Origin of the sequence: Flagellimonas sp., from assembly GCF_965215805.1 — a bacterium.
In the GTDB taxonomy this organism is placed as follows: Bacteria; Bacteroidota; Bacteroidia; order Flavobacteriales; family Flavobacteriaceae; genus Flagellimonas.
In genome coordinates, this window is the sequence record NZ_OZ244124.1 from 2160259 (window position 1) to 2181113 (window position 20855).

Consider the following 20855-nt stretch of genomic DNA (forward strand, 5'->3'; position numbering starts at 1 on the left):
TACTTAACACTAAAGAACAATTTTGCTTTTATAAACTCGTGTTTTATGGAAGCAAAAGAAATAACACTTCACTCAATTACCCCAAATGAACTGCTTGATAGTATCCGCACTCTAGTAACGGATGCTGTGAATGAGGTAAAAAATGAAGAGCATAAACTTCAAGAACATCTGTCAACTTCAGAAGCAATGAAGTTCTTGAACTGTTCGAAAACCACACTTTGGAAATGGGAAAAGGATGGTAAAATCAATAAATATGGCATTGGTAGGAAGGTTTACTACAAAAGAAGTGAATTGATAGCTGCTATTAAGCCAATTAAGTAATTAAACAAACCCTATGGAATAACAGTTTCATAGGGTTTGCGGTTTCATAATTAATCGAACCATTTTGGTTCTGCAAGTGGGGTGTTTACCAACAGTTAGACCCCTCTTAAAGCATAAAATTAAAAAACTCAAACGGAATGGATAAGATTAGTTTTGCTGAACGAAGTAGTAGGCTGCATCTTTTCCAGGTAAGGAAAACAATTGACCCAAAATCCAAGCAATGACCCACTGCTGTCAACTTGGTCAAAGTGCATGCCTAAAAATACTTATCAATTGTGAGGTGTTATAATAGCGCAGGATACCTATCCAAGCCGGATCTGCTTTAATAATGTTAATATAAAGTTGGATCAAACTGAGCATAATATAATATGCACAGTAAAGGGCAGGAATTGCATTTATTCAAGATATTGTTTGCTGCGGTTTAACTAGAGTTGTTTATAGTTCGTGTTTAATTAGTATTTTATAAGAGGTCAGATTAAATAAGTATTTTTTTTGCCCTTATCATTTAGCAGTAACCTAAACTAATAATCCTGTTATTTTTTATAACCCGTCTACATTTAATCTGATAATGACGGGAAATCAAAAAAACCTTGATTTGTTGATCATTTAAGGTTTATATTGTAGGATATCTATGCCTAAAACCAAACTCAGCATTTCCTTAGAATCAACGGAAGTTCCTTATATAGGTAGGGACAAGATTTTCCTTGAATTGATAGGTAAAATTAGAAAACAAGTAAAATTTGATCATTCAGTTGATGTTATCTACGGGTTAGGGGGTATTGGAAAGTCCAGAACCTTAAAGGAGCTTCAGAAAAATCTTTTTTCTGATAATAATCTAGCTTTTGCAAAGATTGATTTTAGATACCCGGAAAGTCGACAACGACTTAACTTTTTGATTCAGCTTAGGCATAAGTTTGGAAATAAGTATGGTATACCTTTTCCATCCTTTGATATAGCTTTTACAAGTTATTGGAGGCTAAAAAACCCCCACATCCCTCTTTCAAAAAAGGAAATAAAGTTTTTAAAACAGGCAGAAATTACTGGTGAAATCATTTCAATCCTTGAAGATGTTCCTTTTTTGGGAACCTTAGCGAAGATTCCTCGCGTTATGAATTCATTAAGTGAAACAGCAAAAGAATGGTGGCATAAAAGGGGTAATCTGGAATTGCAGAGACTAATAGGAATAGAAAATGTTTATGAGATTTTCGAGTGGTTACCAGTCTTATGGGCAAGTGATATTACCAGTTGGTCAAAAAAAACAAACAAAAAGATTGTGCTCTTTATTGATACTTATGAGGCCCTATGGGATAAACAAGTATGGGACGACAGGGGTGTTTCAATTGATGAATGGGTAAGGGATTTGGCAGGTCACCTAAAAGGGGTGCATCTGGTGATTTGTGGTCAGCGAAAGTTATTATGGGAAACGCAGGATAAATCTTGGAAGGGGTATATAGAACATATTCAGCTATCGGGAATTGAACCTATTTACATTGAAAGCCTTTTAGCTTCTCAAGGCATTAAGAGTGAATTATTAATTAAAAGTATAATTCAGAAAAGTCATGGAGTTCCAATTTATCTTGAAGAATTTTTAAGATTATATAAGGAGTTTAATGAGAATAAGATTTCAATGGACATCACTGATTTTCATAATGTTGATTTCAGTGGAATCATCAAAAGGTTTCTTTCCTTCAAAACTACTGAACAAAAACAAGTATTATTTTTATTGTCAGTTCCTAACTATTTTGATTATAAACTATTCGGAGAACTAATCAAGGCGTTTGGTGTTAACTATCCAACAATACCCTCGGCTTATGAAAATTTAGCCAATCTAACCACAATTGAATTATTTGAGAATGATTATTTCAGCATCCATGAACTAGTAAGAGCTATTCTTACTTCACTGGATGACAGGGAATCCAGAGATGAAGTTCATAGTTTTTTGTTTAAATACTATTGTGACAGGTTGACGAAAGAGTCCAATGGTGAGTTTAATTTGATTCAAAGGTTGGCTTTTCAGGAGGCTATTTATCATTCTAGGGAAGTAAATGAGCCAACCGTGACGTTCAAGTGGCTAACCGAAAGCATTGAAAACTATTATGATGATTCTAATTGGGATTTTTTCAAAATGATTTGTGAAAATCAGATCCCTTACTTCGCAAAGAATTTTGGTGATTTGAGTGCCGAAGTGGTTGAATTGCATTCAATTGTTGCAGATTGTGTTGAAACCAGCGGAAAGACCTTAGAGGCTATTGATGGATATAAAGAACTGCTTTTGAAATATGAAGAATTTGAAGACAAACAGGAAATTGTTCTATTAGGCTTATACCTTGATTTGGGAGGGGCTTTACGGAGAGGTGGATATTCAAAAGAATCAGAAGATTTGTTGACAAAGGCAGAAAATATATCAACCTCAAATGATGACAAATTTTTAAGGAAAATATGTAGTATAAAGAATGAACTCCAAATTGTATATCAAAACAAGGAAGATTATCAGAAAGGGATCCAAAAGGGTACTGAAGCTCTTAAATTATTAGATAAGCTAGAATTAAGTGATGGATTAAGGGCTTCGGTTCTAATAAACTTAGCTCAGAATATGGCCATGGCTAGCATTGGAAATGTTGAGAGTTTGTGCTTCGCTTACGCTCAAGAGGCATTGAACATCGCATTGGAGAAAGATGGAGAACAAAGTCGCCGGTATTTAAAAATTAAAGTCGTATTGGGCCAAATTTACTATTTGAATGATGAGTTTGAGAAAGCCCTTCAAGTATTAGAAGAAACAAGTAAAATTCAGGCAATAAGGCTTGGAGATAATGACCTTGATTACTTAAAAACGCTAAAAGTTATTATAGAAGTATACGAGTTCAAAGGGAGCGACGATGGTGTCGACGAATTATATAAAGAGATTCTTTCGTCGTTAAGGGACGAATATGGTGATTTTCATCCAGAGGTTTTAAGCTATACACATATGATTGCTCGAGATTTGTTAAATAAGCAGGAGTATGAACAGGTTGAGAAACTATATGTAGATATGTTGCAGGAAAATGCCTTGCTTTTGGAAACCAATCATCCGGTAATACTTAAGGTAAAGTTGATTTATGGAGAATTGCTTACTGAAATGGGGAAATTTATTGATTCGGAAAGATACTTAAGTGAGGCACTGTATGGAATGCGTGAGTACTATGGTAATGACCATAATCTCACTTTGGAATGCATGAGCAATCTAAGCAGGGTCAAAAGAAATCTTAATAAAAATGTGGAAGCCGAGGCCTTATTAAAGGAGGCGATAGATATGCGAAAATCTCAGTCAGAGAATCATGCACAATTAATCCCCTTAATCAATAATTTAGGGCTTTACTATTGGGACAGAGGACAAAATGACAAGGCGGAAAAGTGCTTTCAGGAGAGTATTGATCTGGTTCAATCATTCGGTTCCAAATTTAGAACTTTGGAGCTTCAAGCACGTGCAAACATTACAATGCTCAATGAAAATAATAATGAAATTGAGAATTCAAAAAAAACGTACAAAAACATTTTTGAGGAAAGCCTAGAATATGACGGACTTTATGATACCTATACTCAGTACTTTTTGGAATGTTACATAACTTTTCTAGTTAAAAAGCAACAACTTCAGTCATTGTTTGCTCTAAGAGGTCAATTGGAGGAAATTTCAAACTCCAAAACTGATTTAACGCAGAGTTTAGTAGATCAATTCAAATTGAATATTTCACAAGTCTACCTGCATACAGATATGGAGGAAAAGGCATTGGCATTGTTAAAAGAAGTTATTGGGGATCAATCGGATGGTAATAGAAAAGTTAACAAATACTCCTTGCAGGCTTTCGAGGAGCTATATAAATATCATAAGAAGCAAAATGATTTTGATTTCGCATCAAAATATGTAAAAGATATATTAGAGTTAACAAGCAAATTATATGGAAAGCAACACTATAAATATACTGGTACCCTGCAGGGACACATTCAATTTTGTGAATTGAATAAAAGGTATGCTGAAATGTCAGAGGGTTATGAGATGCTTCTCTCATATGTTAGAAATTTTGAAGATAAAGATTATAATATTTTGTTTTGGACCTTACTTCATTCTTCAAGATCTCATGCGATGAATGGAACTTTTGAAAAAGGACAGAAGCACCTTGAGGAAGCCTATGAACTAATCGATAAAAAAAAAGTAACAGATAAACCTTACAAGGTAAATTTTAGCTTAGCCAACTTTTACTTAAATTTCATAATGTCAAACTTAGAGGTGGCCGGTCAAAGCGTAAACTTCCTGATTGACCAATTGGAAGATGATAGTCTTAATGTGGGTCTGAGAAAGTCAATTTTGAAGAATGCGATTGCATATTTTGGAAGAGTTGGAAGATTAAACAAAGTAAAATTGTATGAACAAACCTTGCAAAAGCTGAATGAAGAACCAAATAAAGCCTAATCATAAAAATATTGAATGTTTTAGGGCTTTGGTTATGGGTGTTTTATACGGCGACTAAACCAAATTCAAATTAAAAAATAGTAGAGCGAAATCTTATAATCTTTTCAAAAAAAGTGCCGAAGCCCAAGTTATGATCTTGTTCCACGGCACTTAATTGCATATGCTAATTTCTTGGAAACACATTTGTGTTTCGCATAACGAGGCAGTCTCTTACCCCGCAAAAATATTCCAAATCGCTAAATTTGGAATCCCTAGGCCCAGCCTCATTGGCAGTGAGGTTGCCTGTATTCCTTTCAAACTCGCTACCTCCAATTTTGAAAATTACCTGAATCAAAATTAAAATAAGTGTCTGGGCGACGGCTTATTTTGAGTAGTCCTTACTCCCTCAAGAGGGTCATTGCTTGAAACCAACCTGATTGGTAGTCAGGCTTTTCAATTTGAAAAGAACTTGGTAAAATAAATTTAGAAGATCCATAAGAAACTTTCTGACTATAAGAGAAAAGTTATTAGCATCGTTATCAACAGCTTAAACCTTACTTAGAAGTAGGATATTCTCCATTCTCTTTTTCTCATTAAGTGACTAAAGGCCGTTATGGAGGGCATGACCTGAGAGATAAAAAAATTTTGCGCTTTAACAAGTATAATATATAATTGCTAAAATAATAGACATAGCGTAATCGTATTCTTTTTCTAAGAAATCGCCAATTTCAGAACAAATACAGAGGATACAGTATTAGTCGCGCCAATATGGGCGTGGGCTGGCTGTACTGTATTTGGGCGTTTGGCGATGCCTTTAGAAGGTGCGGTTTCAGTCCCACGCTTCTTTTTTTTCAATCTTCTCTTTTTGGGGCTATAAGGGTGACAAACAATTATAGAAATGAAAAGAATAATTTTTTTGGTTATGGCATTGGTGTCTCAGTCTTATTATGTGAAGGCACAGGTTAATGTTTCTAAGAGCATAGACGAATTCACAGGGATTCAATCGCTTTATGCTTTTGAGGGGAAAGGTAGGTACCAGCGAATTAAGGACAGGATAGATAAACTGAAGGAAGTTGAGTTTTCAATGTCTTATGTCTCAAATAAGGAAGGTAGATTGCTTGTTGTACACTTTAGTTTTTACCCTCGGTATTCTGATATGGGGTGCCTTTCAAAATATGACGGTAAAATAATTTTGTTATTGGATAATGGTAAAACCATAGAATGTACACAAAACTCCGAAACTGATTGCTCCGATTCTCCTTCAGCGAGTTATGTGTTTTACGAAAAGGGTGTCAAAAGCATAGAACAAGGATTCTTACAAAGTGAAGAAAAGTTAGAAGAGATTTCCAAATCTGTAATATCCAAAATTAGGGTCTACGCCAACAAGGGGTACAGGGATTATGAAATTCAGGAGGAAAAAGGAGGAGTTTTCACACGCTGTTATGAGGCAATTATGGATAAACTGTGATTCAAAACTTCCTTGATTCTTGTTTCAGGAAGGTAATTTGTTGACAAGGTTTCAACTATCACATAACTAAATTTATGGATTATTTTGTTTAAGCACCTCAGAGATGAGGTGTTTTTTTGTTGAAATAGTTGTTGATAACTGAAAACTAGATAGATGAAAATATGGAAGAATAATCTTAATTTGTTTGTCCTCAAAAAATTACCGCCTCTGTACTTAACTTTCCTGCAAAAATCATTTTTAAATGGAAATAATAGTTTGTAAGAGTTGCGAGAAAAAGCAACATAAGGAAAATAAGTTTTGTCAAGAATGTGGTGCTCAGTTAAGATGTTTGTCGTGTTCAAGTGAAATTGTGTTGGGAGCTTTGTTTTGTATAGAGTGCGGTGTTAAGATTGGAAGCAACAGCAGTAATAGTCAATCAAAAAACACTTTTGAGTTTAATGAAACAAGAGAAAGCAGGACTATTAAGGCCGAGTTTTCAAACGAAATTGGTGAAAAGCTAACTGAAACTTTATCTCAGGTAGTGTCAAGTAAATTTGAAAATAAACAAATAGGAGGTAAATCAGTTCATTCCAATAGTCAAAATAATGACGGTGCAGAAGGAGATGAATTCACAGAAGATACGGGCTATGAAGATGTTGGTGCTAACAATGGAAAAAAAAGCAGTTATAAATCCAATGAATCAGGGATTAATGTTATTTTCAAGTACTCCGATGGCAAATTAAAATTGAATGAATTACGATTAAAGGCTAACAGTAAATCTGATTACGCTTCCAGGTTGACATATTTGGCCATTTTGTTTTATGATGAAAACGAGAGGGGGGCAATGCCAAAATCTGTGTTGGTAGATTTATTGAAGAGCGCGGGATTATATGATGGTAATTATCGAAGCTGGTTTAGTAGATGTAAGGATATTACCAAAAATGAAGAAGGACTTGAATTCACAATTCCAAGCAGAGAAAAGGCAAAAAAGTATTTGATAGAAATAAATAACCCTTCTCTAGGTTGTAAATGGTCTCTTGGAGACTCTACAAGGAGGAAATCCAGCAAAAGTTCTGGGAATACTGAGGATAAAAGCAAACCTTCAACCAGTAGGGGTAGGTCTAGTACTTCTGATCCAGCGGGCAGTCTTTTGAATGATATAGACTTTAAGCCAAAGGGGAGAAAAAGCTTAAAGGATTTTTGGGATGAACATGCCTCAAATTCGTCATTAGAAAAAAATTTATTGTTCGTTTATTATTTTGAAAAGATTTTGAAAATCGGTTCAATCGGCATAAATCATATTTATACTGCATACAAGGAGGTTGGTGAGAAATTACCTGGTAATTTATACAGGAGTCTGCGAAATACGGAGAGTAAAAAAGGTTGGATAAAGAGTAATGGCATTAATGATATTACAGTTACTACCCGAGGAGAAAATGCTGCTGAATTTGAACTAATTCCAAAAACGGAATAAATGGATCTGGAAACTTTTGTTGAAAACATAGAAGGTTTTTATGAATTAACAAGCTCTAATCAAATAGAGATATTCGCTTACTACCTTTTGATTATCGAGAAGAACAATGGATTTAAACCAATTGATGTGTCCAATTGCTTTAAGGAGTTGAATTTGTCTCCCTATTCGAATATCCCAAAATATCTTCTTGACAACTATAAGACTCATCAGAAAAAGCAAATTTTTTTAAAGCGGGATGGGTTTTACTATTTAGAGAAAAGAAAGAAGAAGGAACTTGATGAATTAGTTGGGAAAGTCAGAACTCCCAAACCTTCAAATAACCTTTTCCCCCTTACGCTATTTGAGAATACACGAGGGTATCTAGAAAAGGTTGCAGAACAGGCTATAATCTGTTATGATAGTGGTGTTTATGATGCATCCTTAGTTATGATTAGGAAAGCTCTGGAGACCTTGATTATTGAGGTATTTGAAAAATACGGTATTTCCGATGATATTAAAGATGCGGATGGGAATTTCTTCATGCTTGGTACTTTAATAGATAGGTTCCAGTCAAGGACGGAATGGAACTTGGGGAGGGAAGTAAAGAAAGCATTGCCAAAAATTAAGGCATTAGGTGACAGAAGTGCTCATAATAGGAGATTTGTCGCAAAAAAACCTGATATAGATGCGGTTAAAACTGAATTGCGTTTGGTGTTTGAAGAATTGGTTCATTTGGCAGACTTCTAGGGTAACATAATTATTTGAGGTATCGAAAAGTATGATTCGTAGAACAATTACCTTTTTGGCATGGGCTTTTATAATCATTGGATGTATAACCATTGTCTTTTTTCTTTTTAAATCATCTCATGAAGGTTTTTCGGCAGCCTTAAATGAAGCCACAAATTATACGGTGTCTGGCCAATTTGGGGATTTCATTGGAGGCGTCGTTGGTACGTTATTTGCACTTGCCGGGACATTATTAATTTTTCTGACTTTTAGGGAACAGGCAAACCAAAATTCAAGAAATGAGATTGAGAATAGAAGGAATTCTTTTGAACGTAATTTTTTTCAGATGCTCAATATTCACAGAGCAAATGTTGGTGAACTAACTTACAAAAAGCATAGGAAGGGTAAGGAAAACACCTATGAAAAAAGGCAAGTAATAAAGGTAATATTTGATGAGTTTACTGATTGTTATCGAGAGGTAACTAAGTTTTCCTCATCAGAGGATATAAAGGATTATTGCAATCCTGATTATCAAGGTAAATTAATGGGAATTGTTGCAAGAATTAACCCTTCCATTTCATTAGTTGAAATGGCGAGAATAGACATTGCTTATTTGGTAATGTTTTATGGGCTTGGTGAAGAAGGAGAAGTGGTTTTAAGAGAAAACTTCAAAAAAAAATATAAGCCTGAGTACTATTTTAGGTTGCTATTCTTCTTAAAAATGAAACCAAAAAAATCTAACCATGATAGGTACCAAAAGTGGAAGGAAGTGAGAGAAATGCCATTACCAGAATTAAGTGTTTTAATTGACGTTTTATATCCCGATAGAAACAATCTCAAGAAAGTTGACCCAAAAACTTATGCTGGAGGTTTAAAACTTCATTTGTTCTACGAAAAATATTATGGCGGCCATCAGTTTAGACTTGGACATTATTTTAGACATCTATATCAAAGTTATAAGTATCTAAACAATCGTGTTGATATTTGTGACCATGAAAAATATGCGTATGGTAAGACTTTTAGGGCTCAATTATCTACTTATGAGCAGGCATTAATTTTCGTTAATAGTCTTTCAACGATTGGGATGCGGTGGGAATACTTTCCCGAGGAAACTGTTAATGAGCGTGTTAGAACTGATTTAATCACCTTCTATAATCTTATAAAAAACTTGCCAGGGGAACATATCTATGGAATAAAATATGATACTTATTATCCAAATGTAGATTATGAATCTAGGGAGCAATTGTTTCAAGAATAGACTTGGGTAAACTTATTGTAAACTGTAAACAAGCAAAAAACCCTGAAAATCAAAAGATTAACAGGGTTAAAAGTACTCGAGGCGGGACTTGAACCCGCACGGCCACAATGGCCATTGGATTTTAAGTCCAACGTGTCTACCAATTCCACCACTCGAGCATGCATGCCAAGGCATGGCATTGGACTCCAAAAAAAAACTCCACCCGTAAGCACTGAGCGGAGTTGAAGTCGAGCGAAAAACGGGATTCGAACCCGCGACCTCCACCTTGGCAAGGTGATGCTCTACCAACTGAGCTATTTTCGCATTTTAAAGAACTGGGCACCCCTTTTCGCTGGTGCGGATGCAAATTTAATATATTTCTTCAATTCCGAAAGAATTTTTAAGCAAAAGAGCCAGCTAATATCTGTTTCTCCGAGAATAGATATTGAAAGCTTTGGATGGGACTCGTCCCGTCTTTGCGGGATGGCAAAGTTTCAATATCGGTTTTGCGATTGCAAAAATTCCTGCGGAGAAAATGCCCTTTCTTTGGTTCGTTTCTTTGGACAAGCAAAGAAATGAACTAATAAGTTCAAGAACCTGAAAATTGTACTCAACTGAAATCCATTGCAACTAAAGGAAAACGGTTTACGAACTGGCCGTCTTCTTTTTACTTAACAGGCGTTTAATTTCATTTAACTTCATTAAAGCCTCCACAGGGGTCAAGGTGTCAATGTCCAAATGCAGGATTTCTTCCTTGATTTCCTCCAAAAGGGGATCATCCAGATTGAAGAAACTCAATTGCATTTCGTTTTGTGTTGCCTGTAACTTATCCGTAATTTCCTCACTGGAATGGGATTTTTCCAGTTTTTTCAGAATTTTATTGGCCTTTTGGATGACCTGTTGCGGCATGCCCGCCATTTTGGCGACATGGATTCCAAAGCTGTGCTCACTACCCCCAGGAACCAGTTTTCGTAGAAAAAGCACATTGTCTTTTAACTCCTTTACCGAAACGTTGAAATTCTTGATGCGCTCAAAGGTGGTGGTCATTTCATTGAGTTCGTGGTAATGCGTGGCGAAGAGCGTCTTGGCCTTGGCCGGATGTTCGTGCAAATACTCAGAAATGGCCCAAGCAATGGAGATACCATCATAGGTACTGGTGCCACGCCCAATCTCATCCAGGAGCACCAAACTTCTTTCCGATAAATTGTTCAGGATGGAGGCCGTTTCGTTCATTTCCACCATAAAAGTGGACTCGCCCATGGAAATATTGTCACTTGCTCCCACCCGTGTAAAAATCTTGTCCACCAAACCTATATGGGCTTCAGAAGCGGGAACAAAGCTGCCCATTTGGGCCAAGAGTACAATCAGCGCGGTCTGTCTCAAAATAGCGGATTTACCACTCATATTGGGCCCCGTGATCATAATAATTTGCTGCTCTTCGCGATTTAATAGCACGTCATTGGTGACATAACTTTCACCTAACGGCAATTGCTTTTCAATTACCGGGTGCCTGCCGTCTTTAATTTCCAAAGTGGTGGAATCGGAAATTGTTGGCTCCACATAATCGTTTTCACGGGCCAATTGCGCAAAACCGCAAAGGCAATCCAGTTGGGCCACCAAGTACGCATTTTGCTGTACGGGTGCGATGTATTCCTGCATCCAGACCAACAACTGCTCAAACAATTGTTGCTCCAAATGGTAGATTCGTTCTTCGGCCCCAAGGATTTTGGCCTCATATTCCTTAAGTTCTTCGGTAATGTAGCGCTCCGCATTGACCAGGGTTTGCTTGCGGATCCAATTTTCAGGAACCTTGTCCTTATGGGTGTTTCTAACTTCAATATAATATCCGAAGACGTTGTTGGAGGCAATTTTAAGGGAAGTAATGCCCGTTTGTTCGGTCTCCCGTTCCAGCATTTTATCCAGATAATCCTTACTGGAAAATGCAAGATTGCGCAGTTCATCCAACTCTGTGGAATAGCCTTCAGCGATGGTGTTCCCTTTGGCAAGATTTACTGGGGCCTCTTCGTGCACCACTTCTTTTATTTTGGTCCGAAGCGCCTCGCAAGCATCCATATCCTCCCCAATTTGTTTCAATGAGGGGTTGGAACTTTCTTGGGCCAATTGTTTTATGGGAACCAAGGCTTCCAAAGAATTCTTTAACTGGATCACCTCTTTTGGGTTGATTTTCCCCGTGGCCAATTTGGAAATCAAGCGTTCCAAATCTCCCATTTGCTTGATCCAATGCTGCAGCTTTTCCAGTTGGGGCTCCTCCGCTTTCAGATGGGCCACCACCTGATGTCTCCTTTGGATTTTATCCTGATTTTTAAGGGGAAGGGCAAGCCATCTTTTCAACAATCGTCCCCCCATGGGTGAAAGGGTTTTGTCAATGATGTCCAACAGCGTTACTGCATTCAGATTGGTGGAATGGTAAAGTTCCAGATTTCGAATGGTAAAGCGATCCATCCAAACGTATTCCTCTTCCGCAATGCGCTGGATTCTGTTGATGTGTTGTAGTTGCTTGTGTTGGGTTTCGGATAAATAATGGAGCACTGCCCCCGATGCCACAATCCCATGGGCCAAATGATCTATACCAAACCCTTGAAGAGTTTTGGTTTTAAAATGGGAGTTGAGACTCTCTAGGGCATAGTCGTCTTGAAAAATCCAATCTTCCAGAAAAAAACTGTGCAGTTGGTTACCAAATACCTCCAAAAACTCCTTTTTGTGGTTTTTTGAGACCAATACCTCGTTCGGGGAAAAGTTTTGCAGGAGCTTGTCCACCTGCTCGGCGGAACCCTCGGAAGTGAGAAATTCGCCTGTTGAAATATCCAAGAAAGACACACCAAGTTTTTGCCTTCCAAAATGCACGGCACAAAGAAAGTTATTGTTTTTGGCAGATAGAATATCGTCGTTAAGAGCCACCCCAGGCGTAACCAATTCGGTGACTCCACGCTTTACAATGCTCTTCGTCATTTTGGGATCCTCCAGCTGATCACAAATGGCAACACGCTGTCCAGCCTTTACCAGTTTGGGCAAATAGGTGTTTAAGGAATGATGTGGGAAACCCGCCAATTCGGTTTTATCCCCACCGTTGTTCCTATGGGTGAGGATAATGCCCAAAATTTTGGAGGCCTTGATGGCGTCCTCCCCGAAGGTCTCATAAAAGTCACCAACCCTAAAAAGCAACAACGCATCAGGATGTTTGGTCTTGATGGTATTGTACTGTTGCATTAAAGGAGTTACCTTTTTCGATTTTGAAGAAGCTGCCAAAGCGCTGTTATTTTGGTTAAAAATGAAGAGGTTGAAACGAATGTAGCTTTTTCAGGCATTCCCCAAAATAATTGTTGATATTTTTGCCACAATAGTTGAAAAATATGAGTCGGAAACTGGAAAACAGGGAATTGGATAGATTGGATCTAGAGGGATTTAAGTCAGCGCAAAAATCCCCAATCATACTTATTCTGGACAACATCCGAAGTCTGAACAATATTGGTTCCGTCTTTAGGACTGCAGATGCCTTTTTGGTGCAAAAAATCTATTTGTGTGGAATTACGGCGACCCCGCCCCATAAGGACATCCGAAAGACGGCTCTTGGGGCCACCGAGAGTGTGGAATGGGAATACCGAAAGGAAACCTTGGAATTGGTTGAGGAACTCAAGGTTTCAGGAGTTAAGACCATAGCTGTGGAGCAAGCCGAGGCGGCCATCGTGTTGAATGAATTTGAACCCCAATTGGATGCACCTATAGCCTTAATTTTTGGACACGAAGTCAAAGGGGTTTCCCAAGAGGTGGTTTCGGCCTGCGATGCTGTTTTGGAGATTCCACAATTTGGCACCAAGCATTCTTTAAATATCTCGGTAAGTGCGGGGATAGTGGTTTGGGATGTGTGGAACAAATTGGACACCCAAAAAACAAAAAAGCCCTGAAAAATCAGGGCTAAACATATAGTTTGAGTTAGTTAGTTTCTCGATTAGAGAGGTCTAATAAAATAAAACCATTCGTTATATGCAAACATTTTGCAAAAATTCTCCTAAAAGTTGAGGCTTAAAATCTGGTTCTCAAGGGCTTGCAAAATCCTCTGATAATCCGAAGAATCGTTTACAAAATCCAAATCACTCATATCCAAAATCATACTGTTCTGGTCTGGGTGCCCCTTGATAAAATCCAGATACCCTTGGTTTATTTTTGCGAGATAATCCGGTGGTATACTTTGCTCATAATCCCTCCCTCTTTTTTTGATATTGGACAATAATCGCTCCGTATTTTGGTAGAGATATAGATAAATATCCGGTTTTTTCACCTCGCGGTACATGAAGTTAAAAACCTTACGGTATAACTTAAATTCTTCCGCTTGCAAGGTAATCTTGGCAAAAATCAGCGATTTGAAAATATCGTAGTCACTGACCATAAAACTTTTAAAGAGATCAAATTGGGAAGTGTCATCCGTAAACTGCTGGTAACGGTCTGCCAAAAAGGACATTTCCAACGGAAAGGCATATCGCGCTTGGTCCTTGTAAAATTTCGGTAAAAAAGGGTTGTCCGCAAAGCGTTCCAAAACCAGTTTGGCATTGAATTCTTCCGCAATCATTTTACAAAGCGTGGTCTTGCCTGCTCCAATATTCCCTTCAATAGCTATGAATTGCAATTGAGAAAATAAATCCAAGCGGCTCTTGTAGAGTTTATGCTTGGTTTTTTCAAGTTGATTGCGGTCCTTACATTCCTGCAGTAGATTACGGATGTCCTTGTTTAAAACAGGATGATACAACTGGGGAGCGATGTCAGCGAGAGGTTTCAACACAAAGTTACGGTCCTGCATGCTTGGATGCGGGATGTTTAAGGTAGCATCTTCAACTATTTCTGTACCGTACAATAGAATGTCGATATCCAAGGTACGGGATTGGTATCCCGTTTGACTTTTTCTCTCCCGTCCAAAATCTTTTTCCAACTGCAAAAGTTGCTGGAGCAATTGGGAGGGGGAAAGCTCGGTTTGAACACCAATACATGCATTGAGAAAATCCCCGCCTTCAAATCCCACGGCTTCATTTTCATAAACTGCGGAAACGGCGGTAACATCACCTACTTTTTTGGCAATTTCCAGCACGGCCTTTTGCAAGTTTAGTGCGCGTTCGCCCAAATTGCTCCCTAAGGATAAATATGCCTGCTGTCTTATTGCCATAATCAGAAGGGCAAAATAACAAAACAATCCACAATGGTTATCTTTGGCCTTGAATAAAATTTGTTGCATGAAGTTTTTGAGAAATCTGTTGGCCGCTATTTTGGGGTGTTTGATGGCGTTTGGAATCCTAATGGCCATGTTCTTTATATTCCTAACCTTGATTGGAAGCGCCGATCAGGGCGTTGTAGTGAAACAAAACTCGATTTTGGAATTGAGTTTTACCGAACCTATCCGTGATTATGTGGGCCGGGATGATACTGACCCTTTTGCTGGGCTTTGGAGTAATGAGGTAGGATTGGACGATATTATTCACGGAATTAACGTGGCCGCTACCGACGATAACATCAAAGGAATAAGTTTGACCACCAGTTTCTTGCAGGCTGGTTTGGCCCAAGCCCAAGAAATACGCAAAGCACTATCTGATTTTAAATCGACTGGCAAATTCATTTATGCCCATTCCGATTTCTTTACCCAAAAGGACTATTACTTGGCCAGTGTGGCGGATGAACTCTACCTAAATCCGGTGGGGGCCATGGATTTTAAAGGTTTGGCTACCGAAGTGCTCTATTTCAAGGATCTACAGGAAAAAGCTGGTGTTAAGATGGAAGTAATTCGCCATGGCAAGTACAAAAGTGCGGTGGAACCTTATTTGTCCAATACCATGAGCGAGGAAAATAGGGAACAGATTGGAGAATTGATCGGTTCTATCTGGGGACAAATGTTGGAAGATATAGGAGCATCCCGTGATATGGGTACCGACCGTCTGAATATTATCGCAGACACCTTGGGTGGAAGAACCCCGGAATTTGCGGTACAATCCGGGTTGATTGATGGAGAAATCCATTTTGATGAATACGAAACCTTGCTGAAAGCTCAGTTGGGTCTGGAAGCAACGGAATCCCTTAATTATGTAAAGTTTGAAGATTATTTGCAAGTATCCGGATCCAAAAGGTTAAGAAGCGGAAGGGATAAAATTGCGGTCATCTATGCAGAGGGGGAAATCTATTACGGAGAAGGCGGTAAGGAATTCATCGGTCAAGGTTTGATTACCCGAGCCTTGCGGAAAGCGGTGGAAAACGAGGATATAAAGGCTATTGTGTTGCGTGTGAACTCTCCTGGGGGTAGTGCCTTGGTATCCGATATCATTTGGCGCCAGGTGGAATTGGCCAAGAAAGAAAAACCAGTGGTCGTTTCCTTTGGAAACGTGGCGGCCTCTGGAGGTTATTATATTGGGGTTGCCGCGGATAAAATTTTTGCGGAACCCACGACCATTACAGGTTCCATTGGGGTTTTTGGAACTATTCCCAATGCACACGAACTGGCTGGGAATATTGGAATAAATGCGGAGCAGGTGGGTACCAACAAAAACTCGGTGGATTATTCTTTGTTCGAGCCTATGAGCAAGGAATTCCGGGATGTGGTTCAAGAGGGCATAGAAGACACCTATGAAACTTTTTTGGCCCGGGTGGCAGCAGGGAGAAATATGAGTTTGGATGCTGTGGATGCCTTGGCCCAAGGTCGGGTTTGGAGTGGCGTGGATGCCGTGGAAAACGGATTGGTGGATGAATTGGGAAGTTTGGACGATGCCATTGAAGCCGCTGCAGAAATGGCCGATTTGGGGGACTTTGGCATTCGGAAGTACCCCAAGTATAAATCCGATTTCCAGCGGTTTATGGATGATATGGCTGGAGCAAAGTCCAAAATGGGAGAGGTTCTAATCCAAGAGGAAATTGGGGGAGAGGCCTACCGTATTTTAAAGGAGTTTAAAAATATTACCGAACAAAAAGGAATTCAGGCCAGAATGCCATTTAGCCTAAATATCAAATAAGAATGACCCAAGGGGACAAGAAAGCTGCCTTTTCCATCTACCTCTATCTTGGGGCTTTGTTTATCACCTCCTTGGTGGTCTCAAATCTGATTTTTCAAAAGTTCTTTTATTGGAATCCCTTTGGGAAAATTGAAGTTTTTGGGGCTCCCTTATTTGAAATTTCCGTGGGGATTTTACCTTATCCCATTACTTTTTTGATTACAGATTTGATTTCAGAAATTTTCGGCAAGAAAAAGGCCAATCAAGTGGTTATAGCTGGGATTTTCGCTTCATTTTTTTCCTTATTGATTGTCACCGTGGCCAATATTGCACCTGCAACCGATTGGTCACCCGTAAACAATGAAATGTTCAAATCCGTATTTGGAAATACCATTGTGGCCGTTTTTGCCTCCATGATGGCATACCTGTTGGCCCAATTTATTGATATCCAACTCTACCACTTTTGGAAAAGGATGACCAAGGGCAAGTACCTTTGGCTGCGAAACAACTTTTCCACCTTTTCATCCCAGTTCATAGACACCTTTACGGTGGTGCTTCTACTCTGTGTTTTTGGGGAGATTCCATGGGAACTTTTCTACGGTTTGGTCATCAGTGGATTCCTTTTTAAAGTTTTTATTGCCCTGTTGGACACCCCTTTGCTCTATCTTTTCGTATATCTCTTTAGAAAAAGATTTAACTTAAAAATAGGGGAAGAGATTAGTCTGGATTGAGCAGTTCTTCCTTATTTTGTGGTAATTAAATCCCAAATTATGAAACGAAAGCTGCTAAAAATTGTAGGTATTGGCCTGCTTGTACTTATCGCCTTGGTCATTTCCTTGCCCTTACTTTTGGAGGGGAAGGTTGCCGAAATCATTAAAAACAAGGTAAACCAAAATATAAATGCCACCTTGGATTTTGAGGAGGCCAACCTAAGCTTGCTCAAGAGTTTTCCCAACGCCCATGTAGAACTTCGCAATATTTCCTTGATCAATAAGCCCCCATTTGAAGGGGATACCTTGTTTGCATCTGAGAGTATAGCTCTTAAAATGGGAATTTCGGAGCTTTTTAAATCGGCCGAGGAACCTATTGGCATCAAAAGTTTGGATATAGAGGCAGCCCAGCTGCACATTGTGGTGGATGAAAATGAAAATGCCAATTATGATATTGGTAAGGAAGAGGGGGGAGAAGCCGCAAGCTCCGAGGCAACTTCAGACAGCTTTACCCTTTCCATGGATTCCTATGCCATAACCAATTCTGAAATCATTTATCACGATTTATCCAGTGGGATGCGCTTGGCCATATCCGAAATGAATCATTCAGGAACTGGAGACCTTTCCCTGGAGCAATCCCAATTGAAGACCTTGACCGATGCCTTGGTGTCATTTGAAATGGACAGCACCAAATACCTGAACAACAATAAGATTTATCTGGACGCCTTGATTGGCATCGACCTAAAGGAAAACAAGTATTCCTTTTTGGAAAACAAGGCTATGGTGAACCAATTGTCCCTGGTGTTTGATGGCTTTGTACAGGTGAATGAAGAAAACCAGGAAGTGGATATTAGTTTTAAGACCCCTTCTTCGGATTTCAAGAATTTCTTGGCGGTGATTCCGGAGGCGTATTCAAAAAACATTGAAGATGTTAGTACCACGGGGAATTTTGAGGTAGCTGGTCAGTTTAAGGGAATTGTGGATGAGGAACACATCCCAACATTTCATATCAGCGTTAATTCAGAAAATGCATCTTTCAAATATCCAGATTTGCCCAAATCGGTACGCAACGTCCATATTGATACAGAAATCCATAACAAAACAGGAATTACGGAAGACACCTATGTGGACATCAACAAGCTATCTTTTACCATTGATCAGGATAAGTTTGACCTAAACGCCAAGATTCGGGATTTGATGGGTAATACCAAGGTGAATGCCCAAATGGACGGTAAAATTAACCTAGCGAATATTTCCCAGGCCTACCCAGTGTCCGAGGATTACGGGCTTAAGGGCATTTTAACCGCGGATGTGACCACGGTATTTGATATGGCTTCCTTGGATAATAAGCAGTACGCCAACACCCAAACCCAGGGGGATTTGGCCTTAGAAGGTTTTGAATATGCCTCTGATGAGCTTAAAAATCCGGTACAGATCAATTCCGCCGCGGTCAACTTCACACCAGAAAAAGTTACACTGAGCAATTTTAGGGGAAAAACGGGAAGCACGGATTTTAATGCGCAGGGAACCCTCAACAATTTATTGGGCTTTATGTTCAATAAGGAGAATGTGGAAGGGAACTTCACCTTGACTTCCAATACATTCGCCCTTACCGATTTTATGGTGGAGGAATCTGGGGAGGAAGCAGGAGAACGTACGGGAACTGTTGAGGAGCGAATCAAGATTCCATCCTTTTTGGATTGTACCATTGATGCCGCGGCCAAGACGGTATTGTATGATAATCTCAGTTTGAAAAACGTAAAGGGGAAATTGATCATCAAGGATGAAACAGCTACCGTTCAAGGCTTGCAATCCGATTTGTTCGGGGGTACGTTGGGGCTTAATGGTTCAGTGTCCACTAAGGAGGAAGTTTCCACTTTTGATATGGATTTGGGGATGGACAATTTCAATATTGGTGATTCCTTTGCTTCCCTGGAACTGTTTAAGGTGTTGGCACCTTTGGCCAATGCACTACAAGGTAAACTGAATTCTGACGTGAAGATTTCAGGAAATCTGAAAGAAGATTTTACACCTAACTTGGCAACCATTTCCGGGAATGCGTTGGCCGAGTTGTTGTCTACGAAAGTGGATGCCCAAAAGGCACCTTTGCTTTCGTCCTTAAACGGGCAGCTCAATTTTTTAAATACCGAGGATTTGGATTTGAGCGATTTAAAAACCGCTTTGAGCTTTGACAATGGCTCCGTTAAGGTGAAGCCCTTTAGTCTAAAATACAAGGACATAGCGGTGAATGTGGATGGTAGCCATACTTTTGACCAACAGTTGAACTACAACGCCACCTTGGATGTGCCCGCCAAGTATTTGGGGTCTGAGGTGAACAATTTGATCGCTAAAATTGACGATTCGGACTTGGAAAACTTGACCATTCCTGTGGTGGCAAGCATAGGGGGCAATTATAACAGCCCATCTGTCAGTACTGATTTAAGTTCCGGAGTGACCAAATTGACCAATCAGTTGGTGGAAATACAAAAGCAAAAGTTGGTCAATCAGGGCAAGGACAAGGCCAAAGACTTGATTGCCGATGTGTTTAAATCCGATGAAAAAGACTCCACGACTACGGAATCCAAAGGGGTTACGGAAACTTTGGGGGATTTACTAGGGGACAAAGAGGAAACCACGGATTCCACGGAAACCAAGGAAGACCCGGTGGAGAACGCCGCTAAATCGATTTTGGGAGGTATTTTGGGCAAAAAGAAAAAGGATACTGTGAACAATTAGTCCACCGTAACCATAACAGGTAAGTGGTCTGAAACAAAAAAGCCATTTTTTCTTTTGTCATCAATGGTAATATAACTTTTCACCGTCAAGTTCTTGACCAGGATATAATCTATTCTACCCTCAAGATTGTCCATGGATTTAAAGCTGTTGAAGGTGCCGACAGGGCCATAAGGTGATTTTTCACTTGTCTCAAAAGCATCATTGAGTTCCTGTGTTAGCACCTGGATGGGCTTACTCTCGGGCCGGCTGTTCAAGTCGCCAATCACGGCTACCCTTTCATTGCTTATTCCCATTTTTTTGATTAAACCTAGAACCAATTTGGAGGAATTTTCTCGGGCCAAAGGGCCTATATGATCATAATGGCAATTGAAAACATGCAATATCTTTTGGTTGTCTTTATCCTTGAATTTTGCATAAGTGACTATGCGTTCCATGGAGGCATCCCACCCAACGGAAACCTTGTCTGGGGTTTCGGAGAGCCAATAGGTTCGGGTATCCATCAGTTCAAGATTCTCCCGATTATAGAAGATAGCCGCAAATTCACCTTTCTCTTTGCCATCATCCCTGCCAACCCCAACGTAGTCGTATTGGGTAAGAAAATCATCCAAATAAGTCACCTGCTCATGTAAACCTTCCTGGATGCCCATTATTTCTGGCTGGTAAAAGTTGACCAAGGCACCAACATCGGCTTTTCTTTTTTCCCACCAATTTTCACCATCCTTGGGATTGTTGTACCTGATATTAAAGGTCATAATGGATTGTTGGGCGGTTGCGCCCAAAGCAAATACCAAACAAAGACAAACAAGCGTAATCTGTTTCATT

Annotated in this window: 13 protein-coding genes and 2 tRNA genes; 10 read left to right on the forward strand and 5 right to left on the reverse strand. The window is 39.3% G+C overall.

Features of this window, described 5'->3' with window-relative positions; all coding sequences use genetic code 11:
• Positions 1-45 precede the first annotated feature (45 nt).
• From ACOOE0_RS09445 to ACOOE0_RS09470, 6 genes are all read left to right on the forward strand, one after another.
• A complete protein-coding gene (locus ACOOE0_RS09445) occupies positions 46-321 on the forward strand; it encodes a helix-turn-helix domain-containing protein (protein ID WP_420398682.1) in 276 nt (91 codons plus the stop codon).
• Between the two features lie 631 nt (positions 322-952).
• A complete protein-coding gene (locus ACOOE0_RS09450; protein WP_420398683.1) occupies positions 953-4765 on the forward strand; it encodes a tetratricopeptide repeat protein in 3813 nt (1270 codons plus the stop codon).
• 877 nt (positions 4766-5642) lie between these two features.
• Positions 5643-6212: a hypothetical protein gene (locus ACOOE0_RS09455; protein WP_420398684.1), complete on the forward strand. Its 570-nt coding sequence runs from the start codon at positions 5643-5645 to the stop codon at positions 6210-6212.
• A 241-nt stretch (positions 6213-6453) separates the two neighbouring features.
• Positions 6454-7665 (forward strand): zinc ribbon domain-containing protein, encoded by a 1212-nt coding sequence (locus tag ACOOE0_RS09460; RefSeq protein WP_420398685.1) that lies wholly within the window; start codon positions 6454-6456, stop codon positions 7663-7665.
• On the forward strand, positions 7666-8391 hold the full coding sequence (locus tag ACOOE0_RS09465; RefSeq protein ID WP_420398686.1) for a hypothetical protein: 726 nt from the start codon (positions 7666-7668) through the stop codon (positions 8389-8391). It abuts the gene before it with no gap.
• A 31-nt stretch (positions 8392-8422) separates the two neighbouring features.
• Complete coding sequence (locus tag ACOOE0_RS09470) at positions 8423-9628, forward strand: putative phage abortive infection protein (RefSeq protein ID WP_420398687.1); 1206 nt, start codon at positions 8423-8425, stop codon at positions 9626-9628.
• Positions 9629-9701: 73 nt separating this feature from the next.
• Here ACOOE0_RS09470 and ACOOE0_RS09475 read toward each other — a convergent pair.
• From ACOOE0_RS09475 to mutS, 3 genes are all read right to left on the reverse strand, one after another.
• Positions 9702-9786, reverse strand: a tRNA-Leu gene (locus tag ACOOE0_RS09475).
• A gap of 72 nt (positions 9787-9858) precedes the next feature.
• Positions 9859-9931: transfer RNA gene (locus ACOOE0_RS09480), tRNA-Gly, on the reverse strand.
• A 321-nt stretch (positions 9932-10252) separates the two neighbouring features.
• Positions 10253-12835, reverse strand: a complete 2583-nt coding sequence (mutS, locus tag ACOOE0_RS09485) for a DNA mismatch repair protein MutS (protein WP_420402209.1) — start codon at positions 12833-12835, stop codon at positions 10253-10255.
• Positions 12836-12978: 143 nt separating this feature from the next.
• On the opposite strand from mutS, the gene ACOOE0_RS09490 reads away from it, so the two are divergent.
• Positions 12979-13530: an RNA methyltransferase gene (locus ACOOE0_RS09490; RefSeq protein WP_420398688.1), complete on the forward strand. Its 552-nt coding sequence runs from the start codon at positions 12979-12981 to the stop codon at positions 13528-13530.
• A gap of 104 nt (positions 13531-13634) precedes the next feature.
• Here ACOOE0_RS09490 and folK read toward each other — a convergent pair whose 3' ends face one another.
• A complete protein-coding gene (gene folK, locus ACOOE0_RS09495) occupies positions 13635-14780 on the reverse strand; it encodes a 2-amino-4-hydroxy-6-hydroxymethyldihydropteridine diphosphokinase (protein ID WP_420402210.1) in 1146 nt (381 codons plus the stop codon).
• 67 nt (positions 14781-14847) lie between these two features.
• On the opposite strand from folK, the gene sppA reads away from it, so the two are divergent.
• Genes sppA through ACOOE0_RS09510 form a run of 3 tightly spaced genes read left to right on the forward strand, consistent with a single transcriptional unit; the run spans position 14848 to position 20033 of the window.
• Positions 14848-16608 (forward strand): signal peptide peptidase SppA, encoded by a 1761-nt coding sequence (gene sppA / locus ACOOE0_RS09500; RefSeq protein WP_420398689.1) that lies wholly within the window; start codon positions 14848-14850, stop codon positions 16606-16608.
• Between the two features lie 2 nt (positions 16609-16610).
• The gene (locus ACOOE0_RS09505; RefSeq protein WP_420398690.1) at positions 16611-17318 is read left to right on the forward strand and encodes a queuosine precursor transporter; all 708 of its coding nucleotides are present in this window, start codon (positions 16611-16613) and stop codon (positions 17316-17318) included.
• Between the two features lie 39 nt (positions 17319-17357).
• Complete coding sequence (locus tag ACOOE0_RS09510; protein ID WP_420398691.1) at positions 17358-20033, forward strand: AsmA-like C-terminal region-containing protein; 2676 nt, start codon at positions 17358-17360, stop codon at positions 20031-20033.
• Here ACOOE0_RS09510 and ACOOE0_RS09515 read toward each other — a convergent pair.
• The gene (locus ACOOE0_RS09515; protein ID WP_420398692.1) at positions 20030-20854 is read right to left on the reverse strand and encodes an endonuclease/exonuclease/phosphatase family protein; all 825 of its coding nucleotides are present in this window, start codon (positions 20852-20854) and stop codon (positions 20030-20032) included. The genes ACOOE0_RS09510 and ACOOE0_RS09515 overlap by 4 nt on opposite strands.
• Between the last annotated feature and the right edge of the window lies 1 nt (position 20855).

Excerpts from the sequence above, each read along its gene's own strand:
- sppA (WP_420398689.1), top strand. The coding sequence starts at position 14,848 with ATGAAGTTTTTGAGAAATCTGTTGGCCGCTATTTTGGGGTGTTTGATG.
- ACOOE0_RS09465 (WP_420398686.1), top strand. The coding sequence starts at position 7,666 with ATGGATCTGGAAACTTTTGTTGAAAACATAGAAGGTTTTTATGAATTA.
- ACOOE0_RS09455 (WP_420398684.1), top strand. The coding sequence starts at position 5,643 with ATGAAAAGAATAATTTTTTTGGTTATGGCATTGGTGTCTCAGTCTTAT.
- ACOOE0_RS09450 (WP_420398683.1), top strand. The coding sequence starts at position 953 with ATGCCTAAAACCAAACTCAGCATTTCCTTAGAATCAACGGAAGTTCCT.
- ACOOE0_RS09505 (WP_420398690.1), top strand. The coding sequence starts at position 16,611 with ATGACCCAAGGGGACAAGAAAGCTGCCTTTTCCATCTACCTCTATCTT.
- ACOOE0_RS09515 (WP_420398692.1), bottom strand. The coding sequence starts at position 20,854 with ATGAAACAGATTACGCTTGTTTGTCTTTGTTTGGTATTTGCTTTGGGC.
- ACOOE0_RS09470 (WP_420398687.1), top strand. The coding sequence starts at position 8,423 with ATGATTCGTAGAACAATTACCTTTTTGGCATGGGCTTTTATAATCATT.
- ACOOE0_RS09445 (WP_420398682.1), top strand. The coding sequence starts at position 46 with ATGGAAGCAAAAGAAATAACACTTCACTCAATTACCCCAAATGAACTG.
- mutS (WP_420402209.1), bottom strand. The coding sequence starts at position 12,835 with ATGCAACAGTACAATACCATCAAGACCAAACATCCTGATGCGTTGTTG.
- ACOOE0_RS09510 (WP_420398691.1), top strand. The coding sequence starts at position 17,358 with ATGAAACGAAAGCTGCTAAAAATTGTAGGTATTGGCCTGCTTGTACTT.
- folK (WP_420402210.1), bottom strand. The coding sequence starts at position 14,780 with ATGGCAATAAGACAGCAGGCATATTTATCCTTAGGGAGCAATTTGGGC.
- ACOOE0_RS09490 (WP_420398688.1), top strand. The coding sequence starts at position 12,979 with ATGAGTCGGAAACTGGAAAACAGGGAATTGGATAGATTGGATCTAGAG.
- ACOOE0_RS09460 (WP_420398685.1), top strand. The coding sequence starts at position 6,454 with ATGGAAATAATAGTTTGTAAGAGTTGCGAGAAAAAGCAACATAAGGAA.